The sequence below is a fragment of the Pseudoalteromonas phenolica genome (assembly GCF_044788725.1).
GTDB lineage: Bacteria > Pseudomonadota > Gammaproteobacteria > Enterobacterales > Alteromonadaceae > Pseudoalteromonas > Pseudoalteromonas phenolica_C.
In genome coordinates, this window is the sequence record NZ_CP173161.1 from 185,753 (window position 1) to 203,469 (window position 17,717).

A 17,717-nucleotide genomic window follows, 5' to 3' on the forward strand; every position below is an offset into this window, starting at 1 on the left:
CAAAGGGTACACTTGCGCTCATGTCCATGTAATTGCGCTTTTTATTGATAGTAGCGCATCAAAGCAGGAAAGTCGCGTTATGAAGCTTGGATGACGATAACCGCATGAGGATTGGCATTGAAGCGGATGAATGATAATGTGGATACATAAATTTAACCTTTCAAATAAATAGTAAAGGCCGTATTAAAGCGAGCCGGAGAAATAGAATGAAACAGACGATTAAACTGTCTTTAATTGCGGCGTCGGTATTGGCGTTGACTGCATGTAATCAAAAAGCAGAAGCAGAGCAAAAGCCTGCCGAAGTTAAGCTAGAAACAGAACTACAACAACAAGCTTATGGTATTGGCGCGTCAGTGGGTAACTTCTTACAAAAAGACCTTGCTGATAAGAAAGACATCGGTGTAGAGCTAGACCAAGAACTTCTAATGCGTGGTTTTAAAGATGCATTAGCTGGCGAAGCAAAATTAGACGAAGCGAAAATTCGTGAAGTGCTAACTGCGCTTGATACAACGGTTCGTGCTAAGCAAGCTGAAAAAGCTGAAGCGTTAGCGAAAGAAAGCAAAGAAAAAGGCATTCAATATTTAGCTGAAAACGCTAAAAAAGAAGGCGTATCAGTGACTGAGTCTGGCCTTCAGTATGAAGTGATCAGCGCAGGTGAAGGTAAAAAGCCAGTTGCTACTGATGTAGTAAAAGTACATTACAAAGGTACACTTATCGATGGTACTGAATTCGATAGTTCATACTCACGTAATGAGCCTGCGACATTTGGTCTACAGCAAGTAATCAAAGGTTGGACTGAAGGTCTTCAGCTAATGAATGAAGGTGCTAAGTTTAAATTCACTATTCCTTCAGAGCTTGCTTACGGTGAGCGTGACCTTGGCAAGATCCCTGCAAACTCAACATTAGTGTTTGAAGTTGAGTTACTTGAGATCCAACAAGAGAAAAAAGCAGCTGCGGCTGAGTAATATGATGAATGAAGCCTTTTAACTCGAAAGGCTTAAAATAAAAAAGGGTTCCATTGGAACCCTTTTTTGTGTCTAAAGTTTATCTTAATTCTGTTCTAATCAGTGTGATTCGCGTAGAAGTTTTCGATTAACTCATCTTCCAATTCAAAGCGTAATTCTAAAATTTCACCCAGCTTAGATAAGTCTGCGTCAAAATCTGACAATATGTTGTCTTGTGTTACTTCTGCATATTTGTCATTAAAGTCTAATGCCACATCAGTTGTTTCAGAGATACGAGGATATAGTGCATTTGCTAGAGCAACACTTTTAGGGCCTTTTTCTTTACATGCCTGAACTATATTGTCGTACACTTCAAAGTGACCCGCAGATAAGTAGTCCATTAGGATTTGGCAAAACCCTTGAATTTGAACCTGATCTGGCAAGGCGTGATCTTTTTTATCGTATGGCGCAAAACCTGCTAATTTACAAAACTGTAATAACAATTCTTGACGCTCAGTTAACCATGCATCGATGACACTATGACTGCCACCCCATTTTTGTTGTGCCTGTTCAAATCTAGATAGCATAGTAACCTCCTTTCGCGTTTCTATGACTCTATAAGAAGAAAATCTTGCTCAAAGGTCAACCATTTTTTCATTTTTTGTGCGAAGAGATTTGTAAGTTATTGAAATTTATTTGGTTATATTTTTATCTGACTTGAGGGAATAAAAAAACCACCCGAAGGTGGTTTATCAATTGGTTTAGCTATTTTTTATTATTATTAAATTTAAATATTATTTTTATTATTAAAGGTGTTTTGTTGTTATTTTTTTAACGCGGGGCAAGTTATACCAAGCTTTTTTTGTTGTTGCAAATAGTTTAACAAGATGTTTTTTAATTTTTTTGCTTGTCTTTCCATAAGTGTTTGAAGCTCTGACGGTTTAATCTAGATCATGACAATTCACTTTGCTTGGGCGTTTAGATAGAGCCTACGCATATTTAGTGATACAATTTGCGCAATTTTTTAGGCTTTGGAATCGAGATACGCTATGAGCGAATTGAAAAACGATCGTTATTTACGTGCGTTAATGAAACAACCTGTTGATGTAACGCCAGTATGGATGATGCGTCAGGCTGGACGTTATTTACCAGAGTATCGCGCAACACGTGCGCAAGCTGGTGACTTTATGAGTTTGTGTAAAAACGCAGAATTGGCATGTGAAGTTACTTTACAACCACTTCGTCGTTATCCGTTAGACGCGGCAATTCTGTTCAGCGACATCTTAACTATTCCAGATGCAATGGGCTTAGGTCTGTACTTCGAAACTGGTGAAGGCCCTAAATTTGAACGTCCGATCAGCTGTTTAGCAGATGTTCAAAAGATCCCAAACATCGACCCGACTGACGAGCTTGGCTATGTAATGAATGCGGTAAGCACCATTCGTCGTGAGCTGAAAGGTGAAGTACCACTGATTGGTTTCTCAGGTTCTCCTTGGACGCTAGCAACTTACATGGTTGAAGGTGGTTCGAGCAAAACCTTTGGTAAGATCAAAAAGATGGCTTTTGCTGAGCCAAAAACACTGCACCTATTGCTAGATAAAGTCGCTGATTCAGTAATTGATTATCTAAACGCGCAAGTAAAAGCAGGTGCACAATCACTTATGATCTTTGACTCTTGGGGTGGCGTGTTAAGCCCACGTGATTATAAAGAGTTCTCACTGCAATACATGCACAAGATTGTTGATGGTCTAATTCGTGAAAACGACGGCCGTAAAGTGCCAGTAACGCTATTCACTAAGAATGGCGGTCAATGGATTGAAGCGATTGCAGCAACAGGTTGTGATGCAGTAGGTCTAGACTGGACAATTGATATTGCTGATGCGCGTCGTCGTGTTGGTGATAAGGTTGCACTTCAGGGCAACATGGATCCTGCAATGCTACACGGTACACCTGAGCGTATTCGTGAAGAAGTACAAAATATTCTAGCAAGCTATGGTGAAGGCTCTGGTCACGTATTCAACCTAGGTCATGGTATTACTCCTGACGTAGATCCTGAGAACGCTGGCGTATTCATCAACTCAGTACATGAGTTCAGTGGTCAATATCACAAATAATAGCTAATGGCATAAGCTTTTAGGATTTGTATTAAAAAAGCCTTAACGATGAAGTTAAGGCTTTTTTATTTGTCAGTAAAATCGATTTTTACTGAACTAAACTCACAATCAGCTGATAAGCTGACTCTTTGTTTTCACACTCTTCGGCATGCAAAATCAATTGCTCACCCAGTAATAAAGTTTGCTTTTGTACTTGCAAGCGAGCGCTGTCGTCTTCAATACCATCCACATCTACCACATGAGCAAGGCCAATGGTTCTGCGAATTAATTCGGTACCTGCGTAACCTAATGCGTCTTGGATGATCTGCTCTACAAACTGTTGTGCATAACCAGGTGCTTGTAGTGCTAAATCACGGGTATGTTGTGCTGCTAATGTTAGCCAAATACTTTCAAAATCATTTAAACACTGTTGTATTTGGGTCAATAGATAGGACTGCATTTGACGACGCTTAGGGGTTTCTTTTATACGGCCATTTTGCGCACAATAGTTAAGCAGTAGATTACCGATGAATGAGCCTAAGTCGAAACCGATTGGGCCGAAAAAGCCAAACTCAGGATCGATTAATTTAGTATTGTCTTGATCAGCAAAAATGCTGCCAGTATGTACATCACCATGTAATAAGCTTTGTGGTGCAGAGAAGAATAAGCTCTTCAATTGCGCAACTTGGCGAAGTAATTGAGGGCTTTGTTGTAAACGTTGCACATCAGTTTCTAGCTCGACCGGGTAGTTATTGCGTTCAGACGTTCGATACGGGTCATCAAAGAACAGGTCTTCTGTGATCGAACATAATTCAGGGTTTGTGAACTCTTGAACCAAGGCTTTCTTATCAGCTGGCTTTAAATAGAAATCAGAGTAATAAAAACTGGTTGTTGCCAGATAATTCGCGACATCCGAACCTAAACGCGCGAATGTTTTTGCTTGGTTTAATTCGCCACGCAAAATCGCCATATGGCCCAAGTCTTCAAGTACAGTAACAGCAAAGTCATCGTTGGTGTGTAGTACTTTGGCGGTGTGTTGCTCGCACACTAACCCATGCTTTTTTAAAACGGATGCTTCAATACGCGCTCTATCAAGCGTTAACGGCCAAGATTCACCCACACAGCGAGCATAAGGCAATGCTTGTTTAAGGATGACGCTGTTGCCATTTTGATCCGCAATGCGAAACACTAAATTTAAATTACCATCGCCAAACTCGTTACAGGTTAGTTGGGCGTTGGGTTCAAAAAACTCGCCAAGCTGTACGACATAATTCAGCGCTTGCGCGTTACCAAAAGCAATATAGTCAGCCATACTCTTTTATCACTGTGTAGAACATAATTGCGGCATTCTATATTTTTAAATGTTTAGATGTCTATACTTCTTTGTGTCTTTATGTAAAATCTAGCGGTTATCATTGTGGAGTGACTTACATGCAAAATTTGCTGGCGCGCAGCCTTAAATATCAAGATGGAAAACTATACGTTTTAGATCAGTACCTTCTGCCGCATGAGCAACATTGGCACCTGTGTAATAGTGTGTCTGAGATGCAAGCATTAATTCTGTCGTTAAAAGTGCGCGGCGCGCCTTTAATTGGCTTGGCTGCAACTTTGTTGGTGGCGCATCTTGCCGAGCAAGGTGTGAGTCAAACTGAATTAGCCCAAGCGATCGATGAGTTAGAAGCCACCCGACCGACTGCTGTTAACTTAATGCACTGTATGAAGCAGATGCGTGAAGCCCTCAAGCAAACAGCGTTTGTCGATGCGTTAGTCACAGCGGCTGAGCGTTTATTCAATGAAGACATTGTACTATGTGATGCAATGGCGAAAATGGGCGCTGAGCTTGTGAAACCTGGTGAGCAAATTTTAACCCATTGTAATACCGGTGCGTTGGCCACGGCAGGTGTGGGTACGGCGCTTGGGGTTATCTATCATGCGCATCAACAGCATGGTGATATTCATGTTTGGGTTGATGAAACCAGACCATTACTACAAGGCGGTCGTTTAACAGCGTTTGAACTTGAAAGCTGGCAAATTCCATATACCTTAATCTGTGACAATATGGCAGCGAGCCTTATGGCGGCTGGCAAGGTAGATAAAATCTTTGTTGGTGCAGATCGCATTGCTGCAAACGGTGACTTTGCAAATAAAGTGGGGACTTACAACTTGGCGGTGTTAGCGCACTTCCACGGTGTCGATTTTTATGTCGTCGCACCAACAACGACGTTAGATGTTGATTGTCCTGATGGTCAGCATATCCCAATTGAGCAACGTGCAGCGGCAGAGGTAAAAGGTGTCAGTGGTAGTTTTGGTGATTGCCAATGGGCGCCAAACAATGCGCAAGTATACAACCCTGCATTTGATGTGACCCCTGCAAAACTAGTTACGGGTTGGGTGCTTAATACTGGCGTCTATGATCAAGCGCAAGTGGCAGCGGGTGCATTGAAGAATTTATAAACGTCGGTAAAGACGGTGTAATAAAGTGAAAAAAGAGAGCGGTGTGATCAACATCCGCTCTCTTTTTTTATTTCAGAGGAAGAGTTTAATCTAAAATAGGAAATTGCGTGGCAATATCGCTATCGGTGCTCTGTGCAACCCAACCCGCTTCGTTATTGAAAAAGCGAATGGCGGTAAACTCAGGATCGCTGCCCATGTCGAACCAATGCTGGGTGTTTGCTGGTACAGAAATTAAATCACCTTGCTGGCATAGCACTTGATAAACGCGCTCGTTTAAATGCAAACAAAATAGTCCCTGACCTTTCACAAAGAAGCGCACTTCATCTTCGCTGTGAGTATGCTCGAATAAAAACTTTTGTCTTAATTCGGCGGCATTTGGGTTGCCTTTGGCTAACGAGATAACGTCTACGGTTTGGTAGCCACCATCTTGTTGTACGCGAGCAATGTCATCCGCGTAGGCTGAAATAATATCTTCTTGCGTACTTTCGACTGCAATTTTGGCATTCGCTTGCCATTGCTCGAATAACACGCCAGCTTTGTTTAGCTCGGTTTGAATGGCTTTAAAGTCTGCGCTTTGGAAGATTGCTTGCGCAGGCTCATCATGACGGTAGATAGTTAAATTACTCATACAAATAACGCTTCATTAAATTGTGTAAAATCTTCGATAAATGGGTGTGTTTCGCTACGGTCTTGGTCATCGCGCCACAGCTGTAAGGTATGCATACCCGCCGCTTTGGCTGCATCTAACTCTGCTAATACATCGCTTAAAAATACCACTTCATTGGCCGCAAAAGGGATCTGCGCCAAGATATTTTCATAAGACGCTTGCTCTTTTTTGCCACCAACTTTGGTGTCGTAATAGTCAGTGAATAACGGGCGAATATCGCCAAAATCAGAGTATTCAAATAACAAATGCTGTGCTTTTACTGAACCCGATGAATACACATACAACTCGCGCCCAGCGGCTTTTTGCTCCGTGAGAAATTGTTGTGCGTCTGGGTAGATGTGGCCGGTAAAGTCACCTTGCTGGTAACCTGTTTGCCAGATCAAACCTTGCAGTTGTTTAAGTGGCGTGATTTTTTTATCTTCGGCTATCCAGCTAAGTAGGGCATCAATGACTGTACTCAATGGTGCGTCAGGCTGTGCTATTTCGGTTTTTACCGCCTGTATTTGCTCTGCGACTTCTGACTTGTCTTGGTTTTGCTCGACAAATTGTGCAAGGTGTTGAGCGGCGTACGGGAACAGAATGTCTTTCACAAATGAAATGCGAGTAATGGTGCCTTCAATATCTGTGATGATGGCTTTGATCATAAAGCTGACTCCAATTTAATACGTTCTAATTCACAGGCGAATAAAAATTCGAGCCCTTCAATATGGCGACGGGTTTCTGCCACACTATTACCCATGGCATATAAACCATGGCCGCGGATCAATACGCCATGTACTACAGGCTCAGATTGATGGCGCTGTGCGACAAGCTCGGCTAGTCTGTCGATTTCTTGATCATTGTCGAAAATGGCAATTTTTAATGTGCTTTCGTGACTGCTAATACCGCGTAACGATTTTTGCATCTCATAGCCTTGTATAGACAAGGTGTCACCTTTAATAAAGCGTGATAGCACAGTTGCGGCGACTGAGTGAGTATGTAGTACACATTCAGTATCAGGCTGAAGTTGATACAGCTTTAAATGCAGTGCTGTTTCAGCTGAAGGCTTTCCATCACCGACGGTGATTTCGCCTTGTTGATTAAGTTCTAAGAAATGCTCAGGTGCTAAGTGGCCTTTATCGTAACCACTGGCAGTCACAACAAAGCCCGTTTCTGTTTTAATTGAGAAGTTTCCACCTGTCGCGGGTACCCAGCCTTTTTGACTTACCCAACGACCCGCTTCTATCAGTGCGCTTTTTGCGGCATTATTCTGCATAATAAAGAATCTCAAAAATAATTTTAGACGGCTATACATCTATTTTTGGCAATGATAGCATCGCTCGTGCGAAAGCACCATCAACAAAAAAGGGGCCCTTGTGCAAAGTAAATTACCTAATTTAGGCGTGAGTATATTCTCGCAAATGACTGGTTTGGCTAATCAGTATCAAGCACTTAATTTATCTCAGGGTTTTCCTGAATTTGATGCACCGACACTGTTAAAAGAGCGACTGGCGCATTACAGTCAAAGTGGTTTTAACCAATATGCGCCATCGAGTGGTGTCCCTGCTTTACAACAGCAAATCGCGGAATTGGTTGAGCGCAAGTATGGCCTGGCGGTGAATGCAGAGCACTCTGTTACGGTGACATCGGGTGCAACCGAAGCCTTATATGTGGCTATTCAGGCATTAGTCAGTCCTGAAGATGAGGTGATTGTATTTGACCCAGCTTACGACTCTTATAAGCCAGCGATTGAGTTAGCGGGTGGTAAAACCGTGCATATCGCGCTAACCGCACCAGATTATAAAGTTGATTGGCAGCAAGTGGCTGAGGCAATTACAGATAAAACCAAAGCCATTATTATCAACACCCCACATAACCCAAGCACTAAGACGTTAAAGCAAACAGATATTGAGGCGTTAAAACATTTACTTGAACAACATGACTTATATTTGATCAGCGATGAAGTGTACGAGCATATTTGCTTTGATGGGCAAGCGCATTTAAGTGCTTTACGTGATGAGCGTTTATTTGCCCGCAGTTTTGTGGTGTCGAGTTTTGGTAAAACATTCCACTGTACAGGTTGGAAAATGGGTTATTGCGTTGCGCCTGCGGCATTGATGACGGAATTTCGTAAAATCCATCAGTATGTAAACTTCTCGAGCTTCACGCCAGCCCAGTTGGCTATTGCCGATGCGATGGCCCAGCAGCCTGAGCACATTGACGAGTTAAGCGCGTTCTATCAGCAAAAGCGCGACCTGTTAATCGAAGCGCTCGCACAGAGTCGCTTTAAAATTTTGCCAAGCGAAGGCACTTATTTCTTATTGTTAGATTACAGTGATATTTCCGAGTTAGACGATATGGCGTTTTGCGAATACCTTGTCAAAGACGTGGGTGTTGCCGCGATCCCGTTGAGCGTATTTTATAACCAAGCACCGAACGACAAAGTGATCCGTTTGTGTTTTGCCAAAGAAGACTCAACATTGATTGCTGCTGCGGAGAAGTTATGTCAGCTATAAACTCAGAAAATTTAAAAGTTGCCTTAGTGCAAAGCGATATTGTTTGGTTACAGCCGCAGCAAAATCTAGACAACCTAACGATGCAATTAAAGCACATTGAGTCGGCTGATTTAATTCTCTTACCTGAAACGTTTGCCACAGGGTTTGCGATTAACCTAGATGTTGCAGAAGCAGAGCAAGGGCCAGTTTTTAACTGGATGCAAACTCAAGCTGCTGTGCATAATGCGGTGGTTGCGGGCTCAGTGCTGGTTGAGCAACAGGGCAAGAAAGCCAATCGCTTTTATTGGTGTTGGCCTGATGGCAGCTTTGAATTTTACGATAAGCGCCATTTATTTTGCCTAGGCAAAGAAGGTGACTATGTGCGTGCAGGCGATAGCCGTAAAGTCTTCACCATTAAAGGTTTTAGATTGTTGCCGCAAATTTGTTATGACTTACGCTTCCCGGTGTTTCAGCGTAATCGTAACGATTATGATGTGATGGTTAATGTGGCAAACTGGCCTGCGGCGCGCCGCCGTATCTGGGATACCTTGTTACAAGCTCGCGCCATTGAAAACCAATGTTACGTGTTAGCCAGTAATCGCGTAGGTGAGGATGGTAATGGCATTGCGCATAATGGCGGAACGGCAGCCTATGACTTTGTTGGTGAAGCTTTGGCGAAGGGTGAAGATAACAAGCCAGGTGTTGTGATAACTGAGCTTAGCAAAGAGAAACTTGAGCAATTTAGAAAAAGCTTTCCAGCTCATTTAGATGCGGATGATTTCTCGATTAATTTTTAAATATTAATCGGCTAATTAACCAAAGCTCTGGTTAATTATATAAAAATGGGCGCGTAAATACGTGCCCATTTTTGTTACTCAGCTTTTTTGCTTCAATAGCGCATTACAGTTTTTCTAAGATAGATTCCGCTTTTGATACTTCAAATTCACCTGCCGCTTCTACTGAAAGCTCAGTCACCACGCCATTGTCAATGATCATGGCATAACGCTGCGAGCGCACACCGCCAAAACTGCCAGTTTCTTTATCTAGACCAATGGCTTTAGTGAATGCCGCATCGCCATCACCTAACATCATTAGCTCGCTGGCATTATGTGCTTCGCCCCAGGCTTTCATTACAAATGCATCGTTTACAGACACACAGGCAATAATATCAACGCCTTTTGCTTTGATTTGATCTGCAAGTACCACATAACCAGGTAGGTGAGCAGCAGAGCAAGTTGGTGTGAAGGCGCCTGGCACGGCAAATAAAACCACTTTTTTATCTGCAAATAATTCAGTCACTTGGTGGTTTTGTATGCCATCAGCAGTCAGTTCTGTTAGCACAACATTAGGTAGAGCTTGGCCTTGTTCGATCATGATATCTTCTCTCAATGTAATTAATTTTAAAGAGTGTAGCTTTAAAAATGATAGATAAACACCGAGAAAGAGTAAGGTTTATTTGGTGTTTAATTAATGTAAATAAGGTGTTTATTTTTGGTTTTTAAGATGCTAGGTTATTTCTCGCTCAGTTTTGGGCAAAACTAAAAATTAATAAGGAAAATTAAGATGAAAAAACTAATCGCTTTGATGGCGCTTGTAGTAGGCCTATTCTCAACAAATACCTTCGCTAACTCTGTTTCTTGCTATGTAGATACAATGAAATATGACAACTACACGCAGAATAGATGTTTTGGTAGTGAAACTTATCCAAATTTCTCTCCAAAAGTTGCATTTAAGGTGAATACGACAAAAGAAGTTGCGCGCGTTGATTGGACGTTCAGTGGTATTTATGACCGCTCAAGTGCGAGTAAATGTACAGGTACATCGTGTGTCGTAGACGTATATCAGCTAGAGGAAGGTTACATGACAGCATGTGTAGATAAAATTTATTATAAAGATTACACATGGGCAGATGTAAATTGGTGTGCAGATGCCGAGTACATGTACTCACGCTCAGGTATGTGGAACTAATAGGTTTCTCAGACGATGAAAAATCAAGTGCCATAACTATGGCACTTGTATTAGATCTACAACTTATTTAAAGCGTCCACCATAGCTTCTGCGACAGCCTGCGATGACTGAAAGTTAGTGCCAGTTATCACTCTGCCATCAATTTCAACATAAGACTGATTGCGTTCACCATACTTAAATGCGCCACCTCTTTGCTTTATGAGCGTTTCGATTTCAAAAGGAAACTCTTGGTAATAAGCGGCATCGGTTTTTTCAAAAGCAATAGGGTAACCACTGATAGTTTTACCTGACACTAAATACTCGCCGTTACTCAATCTTAAATTCACAATGCCCGCAGTGCCATGACACACCGATGACACTATGCCTTGGTTTTGTTCATATACCTGCATTGAAATTTTCTGAAGTACTTTATTTTCAGCGACCTGATACATGGCATTACCACCACCAACATAGTGCACGGCTAAATACTGACTGGCATCGATTTGCTCTGGCTTTGCAGTGTTAGCAAGCGCATACATAAAGTCTCGATCGTAGATATATTTACGATGCATAGGATCTGAGGTATTGATGTACGCAAGTGGTAATTGACCGCCTTTCGGGGTTACAAAGTCAACTTGATAACCTGCCTTGATAAATACATCGTAGGCATGAACGAGTTCTGAAAAGCTGGTGCCTGTTGCCAGTTTTGAATCACCATGAAAGTCTGCACTTGAGGCAATAAACAACACGCGCTTACCCGCAGCGAGCTTAAGTTGCTTTTTGTTTTCTTCAGTTTCAATGTGGCTGGCTGTTTTACTGACGATTAGCCACTTATCATCAAATCTTTTTAGTAGAAACTGATCAACGTACTGTTTCACTGGCTCGTAAGTGGTGATTTTGGCTCTAGCGACCGCCGTATCACCGTCTACTTTTAGCGACAATAAATAGCCATCTCTGGACTTTGATTTTTTACTAAACCAACTCGCGTATTCAGACGCTGATACTTGCCAAAAAGATTTTTTACTGTGGTTAAGTAATAACTGTGCCTGCGGGTGAAAAGCCGACTTTATTAATGTTGGATCCGCGTTACTTGTGCCATCAAGATAGTTTTGAATAACTTGCCTTACTGCCAAGTCATCATCTGGGTAACCATTTGCCGAACTGAGGATAGGTGTAAAAAACCAAACGATAAAAAGCAATCGTAACCATTTCATATTTTGTGCTCCAAAAGTAATGTTCGGCACAAAATTAAATTATATTCATATATAACAATAAGCTAGGTTATATTCTAAGAGTCCTAAATTATATTTCAGCAGTGCGATATTGGTTTGGGGTCATTCCTGTTTGTTGTTTAAAGGTGCTGTAAAACGTCGATGACGCACTGAAACCGCATCGCTCTGCAACTTCTTCTACAGGCATCTCTGGATAAGCTTTCAAACTTTCTTTTGCTTTGGTTATGCGTTGTGTATTAATGAACTGCTTAAAGTTCATTTGGTAGTGATCGTTGAGTAATTGAGAGAGCTGAGTGTGAGTGATGCCCATGCGCTTGGCAAGTCTTGGTAGAGTAAGTTGCGGGTCTAAATAAACCTGCTCAGTCGCAATTAAATTATTGAGTAAGTTTGAGAAGCGGGTAGCTTGTTCGGTGCTGAGTTTATTATTTTGATACTTGCTTTGCGTGGTCGACGCCTTCTCATGCCACTTCGATTTAAGTGCCAATAGCAGGGTAAGATATAACACCAGTGAAAAGCTTAATGCCCCCATAATATAAGAAGTATAAGAGGCGGTGAAATAGGCCGCCCAAATTAGCCAGCTACCCGCTAACACAACAACAGGTTGTTGCGTTAATAATTGCTTTGATAGCGCTAATTTGTGAGTGCTTTTTCGAGCGTACATGACAGTCGCTACGACTAAACTAATTAGCCATAAATAGCTCGAACCGCGGTAGATCCAATATTGCCATAGCTCTAGATAATGCTGATAAGGGAAGAGTATGCCAATGATCACTGTTGCAACAGTAAAGCAGCTCAGTGTGATTGTGAGTCGCCTCATAATTAAGTTATTTAGAGTCGATTGTGCAATATAAGCAAGGATACAAGGGCCAATCAGCAGGCAAGCAGTCAAACCCAGCTGTAAAATGCTCTTATCTAATGTAGGTGTGAAGTAAAACGCCACCGACTTACCAATTCTAACACTCAGTAAAATCAGCAATATAGCCAACCAACTATCAGTCGCTTGCTTATCTTTCTTTAGAAGTAGAAACAGCGCTAACAGCAGGCCATTGAATGCGCCCAGTGAGGAGAAGAAAAACAATAAATGTGAAGAAGCGCTCATGGTAAATGAATTAGTGGTTTTTATTTACTATCTCAAAAGAGGATTAGCCTAGCAATCTTGTTGTATCAGAATGTGAGCCACTTGTTTTGCAATGGCCATACTCGCGGTGAGTCCTGGGGATTCAATACCAAATAAATTCACTAAGCCAGTAATACCATGTTGTAGCTCAGTTTGAATGACGAAATCTTGCTGGCCGCTTAAAGTGAGCTTAGGGCGAATTCCCGCATAGTCACAATGCAGCTTGGTTTCATCTAAATTGGGCCAGTAGCGTTTTATCGCAGACACAAATTTGGCTTTTTGTGTCGCGTCAGTTTGATAATTCAGACTATCGATAAACTCGGTATCTGGGCCAAACTTGAGTTGATTGGCCATATCAAGGGTTGCGTGGATCCCAAGGCCATGTTGTTCAGGTATAGGATAAATAAGGTGCTTAAATGGGTGTTTACCCTGATAAGTAAAGTATTGCCCTCGGCAGTAATGTAGCTCGGGAATTAAAGTATCATTGACTCCTTCGATATGGCGAGCGACATCTTGTGCGAATAGCCCAGCGGTATTGATTAAGTTTTTACAATGCAATTGCATTTCTTCGCCGTCACAGAGTAAATAGACAACAAATCCAGTCTCATCAGGTGTGGCTTTTATAAAACGCGTGTTCGCAACATATAGACTCTGGTTTTGCTCAATCTGTGTAATAAAAGAGTACATCAGATGGTGACTATCAATAATGCCTGTAGAAGGAGAGTAGAGCGCCTCGCATAGATTAAGGTCTGGTGCATAGTTTTTTTGTGCTTGCTTTGAAAGCCAGACTAAATCATCAACGCCATTGTTAAGTGCTTGTAGGCGTATGGCTTCGAGCTTTTCTGCTTCATCATGATTTTGTGCAATTAATACTTTACCAATAGGTTTGACGGTCACATGAAATGCTTGGCAGTGTTTATAAAGGTGTGCTTTACCTTGCACACAGAGCGACGCTTTTAAACTATTTTCAGGGTAATAAATACCGGCATGAATGACTTCGCTGTTACGGCTTGAAGTATGCTCACCAAAATGTGCGTTTTGTTCAATTACCAAGACATTTTGTGACTTGCTAAGCTCAGCACCGATTGCTAAACCCACGACGCCAGCGCCAATCACTAAGGTTTCTACTTTATCCAAAACATCATGCTCTTAACTTAATATGTCATGAGTTTAACAAGCAGTTCGGTGTGCTGTCAGTGATTAGTGTGGCTCTTCTCTTTTCATTAACAGAATCGTCAGATAAATCTTAGTCGGTAATGAGCAAATTAAGCCTATCGCAATGCAAGCGGCGCCTATGATGAAACCGAGTGGGCCCATATGTGCAAGCCATTCTTTGCTGATAATAAAGTGGCCTGTCACTATCAGGAATAAACCAATCACGATAAATACTTTAAGGAGTTTAATTTGCGCTTGATTTGTCATGCTAGGCTCCAAATACACAATCTGATGAGGATATTTAGAGCCTAACTGGTAAAAACGTAATGCGCGATAAACTATGCTAGATATTGTTGTGCTAAATCAAATAAAGCACAGTAAAAATTGATGCGTTGCTAAAGAGGCAGTTTGTTTGCGCGCTCAATAACCGCTGCTGTCATACGAGAAATACAGCATAGCTCACCTTTTGCGTTGGTGATTTTTACTTCCCATACGGAGGTGCGTTTGCCCAAATGCAGCGGTTTTGCCGTTGCAGTTAATGTACCGTTGCGAGATGCCTTGAGGTGATTAGCATTGATCTCTTGGCCGACACAATAAAATTGTTCAAAATCGACAGCGAAATTAGCGGCGTAACTGGCTACGGTTTCTGCAAGCGCCACATTTGCACCACCATGCACCATACCGATTGGGTTATGATGACCGGCTGTTGCAGGCATAGTGGCAACTAGGTAGTCATCACCAATTTCAGAAATTTCGATCCCTAAGGTTTTCATCAGGGAGCCTTTGCCATGCAACCCTGCATCCAGTTTTTGGCATAGTTCAAGTGTGATCGGGTGGTACCAAATAGCCATCTTTCTTACCTGTTTATTTGGGTTGTTAACCAAAAGAGATAGGGCGGCGACCAGTATCGCTGTCTTTTTTGTTCTTGCGGCTACGACTACGTTTGCGTTTAGTTGGAGCTTCTTCTTTCGGTGGCGCCGGTTCTGTCTTTACTGCAGGTGTAACACCTTCAGCCAAGGTTAGTAAAAAATCTTCACCATTAAAATGTAAGCTGTCACCAGAGTACATTTTTTTGCGCTTAACGGTGCATAGCTCCATGTTAACGCCTACGTAACCATCGGCGATCAACTGTTTTGCTTGCCCGCCAGTTTCGGCCAAATCTAGCACTTTTAATAGGTTACAGAGTTCTATTGGCTCTTCTTCTAGTTCAATTTCAATGTATTCAGGTTCGTATTCAGACATATTGCTAACCTTAAAAGTCGTCTTTGCGACAGTATAATACCAATCCTCAATAATACTTAATCATTTTGAGGGACTAAAGCTGCCGCTAACCACGTTAAAAATCTCTCATTTAGAATAACTAAATAGCAAAATTTTCGCCTCGTTATCGACAAGCTTTCCTTGCCTCAAAATAGAACACTTAATTAAGAGGATTGGTATAACGCTTAGTTGAGGTGAATGACGAAACTTTTTCGCGAGCGACTCGGTCTTAAGTTTTATTGCGCTTGTCATTTTTCTGCAGCAAATAACAGGTAACTTGCGCATCGCTTTTAAACAGTTAGGAGTAGGGTGAATATGGGTGTAAGAAGTCAGTTAAAGCGAGAGCTAATGAACCTTGATGCCACAGGGCTAATGACCGCTGATGATGTAAGGATGCATTTAATGCAGTCTAAAGAGCGGGTGCAACAAAAAGGTGTAAATTTAGTTGCGCGATTTAATGCTCATCACAATAAAGTGCTGGCAGGCTTACCTAGTCATGAAAAGGGCCTAGAGCATCAACAGCATAAATTGTTTAAAGAAGTCTTGTACCCACGTACTGCAGTTCAAATTTGGCTTTCAAAGGTGCACTGATCTTTGTAATTGACAGTTCAGGGACATATTTTGTAGGCTGGCCTAAAAAATAGGCACGGAGCCAGTCCATTGAATTTAAAACACCTGTCTACTTCTGTTATTGGTTTGCTAGCGCTTTCAGCTTGCCAACAGCCGGTTGTGCATATCTATCATGAAGGTTTATCCGATACACAGCGCTTTCAATTAAAACAACAATTTGAGCAACAGAAAATAAGCTATGAATTTACTGAGCTTACTACTCCAGATAAATATAATACGCCACATTTACTGTACTTTCCGGGTGATGTGACCGAGGCGTATATTCAAAATGTTGAACGTATTGTCAAAGGCTTGGGTTTTGAAAGATTTGACAGCCAAGTATTTAGTCAAACAGGCCACTATTATACGAAAGGCAACCTAGGCCTCTACTTTCCGAGTACTTACTCAGAGCGGGTATTGCCTGAATTATTGTTTGCCCATAACTGTGGTGATCAAGACTTTCAAATACATATCAAAACCAACGGGCAATGGACGGCGATGAACAGCCCAGTTGATATAAAAGGTCTAAAGTTAGAGTGGGAGTTTAGCGAACCATTTCTGACACTCAGAAGGCACTTTGATGATGGCACATATCAACAGCAAGCCTATCAAGCTAAACAACATCAAGTTAGAACGTTGCAGGGTTACAAACCAGCGGTGACCTATGAAGTATTAGGGCACCGCACCTATTCGTTTAGCTTATTCAATTGTGATCTGCAGGCGATATTTGCTGATTAATGTTTTGCCAATAGTTTGTTGGCATCAGATAAGCGTATCAGCCCTTGTTTTATGGCTGGTAGATTGGGCTTGAAAGGCACATGGCTGGCCATCATACCATTCAATACTGGAAACTCGTGTAGACTTTGTGCATAAATCTCTTGGGCTTTTTGCGTCAATAAGAAAGCGATAAATTGCTCCGCGTTTTGTTTATTCGGGGCGTGTTTTGCTATGGCGGCCGTGGTGGTAGAAACCGGTGTGAGGCCGTCTTCGGTTTGTAAGAAATGAATGCTGAGCTTTTTAGCCAGCATTTGGTCACGCTTATTATCAGCGCGTTTCATCATGTGCCAATAGTAGTGGTTGGCGAAAGCAAGTTTACAATGCCCTTGGGCTAGGGCGCGTAACTGGTCGCGATCTCCACCACTTGGTCGCTTGGCTAACAATTTATTGCCGAGCTTTAACCAATCACTATCTTTTGCATTGCTTGTTGTCAGTAGTGCCGCGGCTAAGGTTGCATTATAGTTATGTTGCCAATCACGAATACATAGCGAGCTTTGATAGCCTGTTTGCTTTAACTGTGCAAATGAATTTGGGATCGGTTGCGATGTGTTTTCGGTCAGACTGAACAATGCACGCGTGCGCATTGAAATACTGACCCAATACCCATTCTCATCGTAAAGTTCATCAGCAATATTTTGCCACCTTTGCCTGTTTTCTATCGGTTGCAATAAATCTTTATGATTGTGTAGTTGTGCTAGATCAGAACTTAAAATGACATCTGCTTGAGAGTCTGCCCCATCCTGCTTTAAGCGAGCAAGTAGTCGTTTTGATTTACCATTAACTAAGTTCACCTTGATACCTGATTCGGCTTCAAATTGGGTCAATACTGGTTTGATCAACTCATACTTTCTAAATGAATAAATGTTAATTTGCGGAGATTGAGCGTATACAGCCGTTGTTTGTCCCATTAAAAGGGATAAAATTAAAAGAAAGCTTTTCTTCATTGCAAATAAGAATTATTATCGGTTCCATATAGGATACAGTGCTT

The 17,717-nt window shown here is 41.8% G+C and carries 21 protein-coding genes; 8 read left to right on the top strand and 13 right to left on the bottom strand.

All coding sequences use genetic code 11. The features are described 5' to 3' along the window. Positions 1–206 precede the first annotated feature (206 nt). The gene (gene fkpA / locus ACH784_RS00865) at positions 207–965 is read left to right on the top strand and encodes an FKBP-type peptidyl-prolyl cis-trans isomerase (protein WP_404392709.1); all 759 of its coding nucleotides are present in this window, start codon (positions 207–209) and stop codon (positions 963–965) included. Positions 966–1,060: 95 nt separating this feature from the next. On the opposite strand, the gene rsd is transcribed toward fkpA, so the two are convergent. Further along, positions 1,061–1,531 (bottom strand): sigma D regulator, encoded by a 471-nt coding sequence (gene rsd / locus ACH784_RS00870; protein ID WP_404392711.1) that lies wholly within the window; start codon positions 1,529–1,531, stop codon positions 1,061–1,063. Between the two features lie 462 nt (positions 1,532–1,993). Here rsd and hemE point away from each other — a divergent pair, with 462 nt between their 5' ends. After that, positions 1,994–3,058, top strand: coding sequence for a uroporphyrinogen decarboxylase (gene hemE, locus ACH784_RS00875; RefSeq protein WP_404392713.1), 1,065 nt, complete (start codon positions 1,994–1,996; stop codon positions 3,056–3,058). Between the two features lie 88 nt (positions 3,059–3,146). On the opposite strand, the gene mtnK is transcribed toward hemE, so the two are convergent. Further along, entirely contained in the window at positions 3,147–4,349 is a 1,203-nt protein-coding gene (gene mtnK / locus ACH784_RS00880; RefSeq protein WP_404392715.1) for an S-methyl-5-thioribose kinase, read from the bottom strand. Positions 4,350–4,468: 119 nt separating this feature from the next. Here mtnK and mtnA point away from each other — a divergent pair, with 119 nt between their 5' ends. Then, positions 4,469–5,491 (top strand): S-methyl-5-thioribose-1-phosphate isomerase, encoded by a 1,023-nt coding sequence (gene mtnA, locus ACH784_RS00885; RefSeq protein WP_404392717.1) that lies wholly within the window; start codon positions 4,469–4,471, stop codon positions 5,489–5,491. 85 nt (positions 5,492–5,576) lie between these two features. Here the strand turns inward: mtnA and ACH784_RS00890 are convergent, their stop codons facing one another. From ACH784_RS00890 to ACH784_RS00900, 3 genes are read right to left on the bottom strand one after another with little or no spacing between them, the layout of a single operon-like run. Beyond that, entirely contained in the window at positions 5,577–6,119 is a 543-nt protein-coding gene (locus tag ACH784_RS00890; protein WP_404392719.1) for a 1,2-dihydroxy-3-keto-5-methylthiopentene dioxygenase, read from the bottom strand. After that, entirely contained in the window at positions 6,116–6,802 is a 687-nt protein-coding gene (mtnC, locus tag ACH784_RS00895; protein ID WP_404392721.1) for an acireductone synthase, read from the bottom strand. The genes ACH784_RS00890 and mtnC overlap by 4 nt, the downstream gene beginning before the upstream one ends. After that, the gene (locus ACH784_RS00900) at positions 6,799–7,413 is read right to left on the bottom strand and encodes a methylthioribulose 1-phosphate dehydratase (protein ID WP_404392723.1); all 615 of its coding nucleotides are present in this window, start codon (positions 7,411–7,413) and stop codon (positions 6,799–6,801) included. The genes mtnC and ACH784_RS00900 overlap by 4 nt, the downstream gene beginning before the upstream one ends. Positions 7,414–7,558: 145 nt before the next feature. On the opposite strand from ACH784_RS00900, the gene ACH784_RS00905 reads away from it, so the two are divergent. Both ACH784_RS00905 and ACH784_RS00910 read left to right on the top strand, forming a co-directional pair. Beyond that, the gene (locus tag ACH784_RS00905) at positions 7,559–8,653 is read left to right on the top strand and encodes a methionine aminotransferase (protein WP_404395140.1); all 1,095 of its coding nucleotides are present in this window, start codon (positions 7,559–7,561) and stop codon (positions 8,651–8,653) included. After that, on the top strand, positions 8,641–9,429 hold the full coding sequence (locus ACH784_RS00910) for an amidohydrolase (RefSeq protein ID WP_404392725.1): 789 nt from the start codon (positions 8,641–8,643) through the stop codon (positions 9,427–9,429). Before ACH784_RS00905 ends, ACH784_RS00910 begins: the two co-directional genes overlap by 13 nt. Positions 9,430–9,532: 103 nt before the next feature. Here ACH784_RS00910 and ACH784_RS00915 read toward each other — a convergent pair whose 3' ends face one another. Then, on the bottom strand, positions 9,533–10,006 hold the full coding sequence (locus ACH784_RS00915) for a peroxiredoxin (RefSeq protein ID WP_404392727.1): 474 nt from the start codon (positions 10,004–10,006) through the stop codon (positions 9,533–9,535). 189 nt (positions 10,007–10,195) lie between these two features. On the opposite strand from ACH784_RS00915, the gene ACH784_RS00920 reads away from it, so the two are divergent. Next, positions 10,196–10,600, top strand: coding sequence for a hypothetical protein (locus ACH784_RS00920; RefSeq protein ID WP_404392729.1), 405 nt, complete (start codon positions 10,196–10,198; stop codon positions 10,598–10,600). A gap of 56 nt (positions 10,601–10,656) precedes the next feature. Here ACH784_RS00920 and ACH784_RS00925 read toward each other — a convergent pair whose 3' ends face one another. From ACH784_RS00925 to ACH784_RS00950, 6 genes are all read right to left on the bottom strand, one after another. Then, complete coding sequence (locus ACH784_RS00925; protein WP_404392731.1) at positions 10,657–11,793, bottom strand: nuclear transport factor 2 family protein; 1,137 nt, start codon at positions 11,791–11,793, stop codon at positions 10,657–10,659. A gap of 88 nt (positions 11,794–11,881) precedes the next feature. Next, positions 11,882–12,910, bottom strand: coding sequence for a helix-turn-helix domain-containing protein (locus tag ACH784_RS00930; protein ID WP_404392733.1), 1,029 nt, complete (start codon positions 12,908–12,910; stop codon positions 11,882–11,884). Positions 12,911–12,958: 48 nt separating this feature from the next. Then, complete coding sequence (locus tag ACH784_RS00935) at positions 12,959–14,065, bottom strand: NAD(P)/FAD-dependent oxidoreductase (protein ID WP_404392735.1); 1,107 nt, start codon at positions 14,063–14,065, stop codon at positions 12,959–12,961. Between the two features lie 63 nt (positions 14,066–14,128). Further along, on the bottom strand, positions 14,129–14,350 hold the full coding sequence (locus tag ACH784_RS00940) for a hypothetical protein (protein ID WP_404392737.1): 222 nt from the start codon (positions 14,348–14,350) through the stop codon (positions 14,129–14,131). Between the two features lie 128 nt (positions 14,351–14,478). Continuing rightward, complete coding sequence (locus tag ACH784_RS00945) at positions 14,479–14,934, bottom strand: PaaI family thioesterase (RefSeq protein WP_404392739.1); 456 nt, start codon at positions 14,932–14,934, stop codon at positions 14,479–14,481. Positions 14,935–14,959: 25 nt separating this feature from the next. Further along, on the bottom strand, positions 14,960–15,325 hold the full coding sequence (locus ACH784_RS00950) for an RNA-binding S4 domain-containing protein (RefSeq protein ID WP_404392741.1): 366 nt from the start codon (positions 15,323–15,325) through the stop codon (positions 14,960–14,962). A gap of 333 nt (positions 15,326–15,658) precedes the next feature. Here ACH784_RS00950 and ACH784_RS00955 point away from each other — a divergent pair, with 333 nt between their 5' ends. Then, the gene (locus ACH784_RS00955) at positions 15,659–15,934 is read left to right on the top strand and encodes a hypothetical protein (protein ID WP_404392743.1); all 276 of its coding nucleotides are present in this window, start codon (positions 15,659–15,661) and stop codon (positions 15,932–15,934) included. Between the two features lie 69 nt (positions 15,935–16,003). Next, positions 16,004–16,690, top strand: a complete 687-nt coding sequence (locus ACH784_RS00960) for a hypothetical protein (RefSeq protein ID WP_404392745.1) — start codon at positions 16,004–16,006, stop codon at positions 16,688–16,690. Here ACH784_RS00960 and ACH784_RS00965 read toward each other — a convergent pair. Beyond that, positions 16,687–17,637, bottom strand: coding sequence for an extracellular solute-binding protein (locus ACH784_RS00965; RefSeq protein WP_404392747.1), 951 nt, complete (start codon positions 17,635–17,637; stop codon positions 16,687–16,689). The genes ACH784_RS00960 and ACH784_RS00965 overlap by 4 nt on opposite strands. Between the last annotated feature and the right edge of the window lie 80 nt (positions 17,638–17,717).

Bases quoted from the DNA above. Each gene is read 5' to 3' on its own strand.
- fkpA (WP_404392709.1), top strand. From the start codon at position 207: ATGAAACAGACGATTAAACTGTCTTTAATTGCGGCGTCGGTATTGGCG.
- rsd (WP_404392711.1), bottom strand. From the start codon at position 1,531: ATGCTATCTAGATTTGAACAGGCACAACAAAAATGGGGTGGCAGTCAT.
- hemE (WP_404392713.1), top strand. From the start codon at position 1,994: ATGAGCGAATTGAAAAACGATCGTTATTTACGTGCGTTAATGAAACAA.
- mtnK (WP_404392715.1), bottom strand. From the start codon at position 4,349: ATGGCTGACTATATTGCTTTTGGTAACGCGCAAGCGCTGAATTATGTC.
- mtnA (WP_404392717.1), top strand. From the start codon at position 4,469: ATGCAAAATTTGCTGGCGCGCAGCCTTAAATATCAAGATGGAAAACTA.
- ACH784_RS00890 (WP_404392719.1), bottom strand. From the start codon at position 6,119: ATGAGTAATTTAACTATCTACCGTCATGATGAGCCTGCGCAAGCAATC.
- mtnC (WP_404392721.1), bottom strand. From the start codon at position 6,802: ATGATCAAAGCCATCATCACAGATATTGAAGGCACCATTACTCGCATT.
- ACH784_RS00900 (WP_404392723.1), bottom strand. From the start codon at position 7,413: ATGCAGAATAATGCCGCAAAAAGCGCACTGATAGAAGCGGGTCGTTGG.
- ACH784_RS00905 (WP_404395140.1), top strand. From the start codon at position 7,559: ATGACTGGTTTGGCTAATCAGTATCAAGCACTTAATTTATCTCAGGGT.
- ACH784_RS00910 (WP_404392725.1), top strand. From the start codon at position 8,641: ATGTCAGCTATAAACTCAGAAAATTTAAAAGTTGCCTTAGTGCAAAGC.
- ACH784_RS00915 (WP_404392727.1), bottom strand. From the start codon at position 10,006: ATGATCGAACAAGGCCAAGCTCTACCTAATGTTGTGCTAACAGAACTG.
- ACH784_RS00920 (WP_404392729.1), top strand. From the start codon at position 10,196: ATGAAAAAACTAATCGCTTTGATGGCGCTTGTAGTAGGCCTATTCTCA.
- ACH784_RS00925 (WP_404392731.1), bottom strand. From the start codon at position 11,793: ATGAAATGGTTACGATTGCTTTTTATCGTTTGGTTTTTTACACCTATC.
- ACH784_RS00930 (WP_404392733.1), bottom strand. From the start codon at position 12,910: ATGAGCGCTTCTTCACATTTATTGTTTTTCTTCTCCTCACTGGGCGCA.
- ACH784_RS00940 (WP_404392737.1), bottom strand. From the start codon at position 14,350: ATGACAAATCAAGCGCAAATTAAACTCCTTAAAGTATTTATCGTGATT.
- ACH784_RS00945 (WP_404392739.1), bottom strand. From the start codon at position 14,934: ATGGCTATTTGGTACCACCCGATCACACTTGAACTATGCCAAAAACTG.
- ACH784_RS00950 (WP_404392741.1), bottom strand. From the start codon at position 15,325: ATGTCTGAATACGAACCTGAATACATTGAAATTGAACTAGAAGAAGAG.
- ACH784_RS00955 (WP_404392743.1), top strand. From the start codon at position 15,659: ATGGGTGTAAGAAGTCAGTTAAAGCGAGAGCTAATGAACCTTGATGCC.
- ACH784_RS00965 (WP_404392747.1), bottom strand. From the start codon at position 17,637: ATGGGACAAACAACGGCTGTATACGCTCAATCTCCGCAAATTAACATT.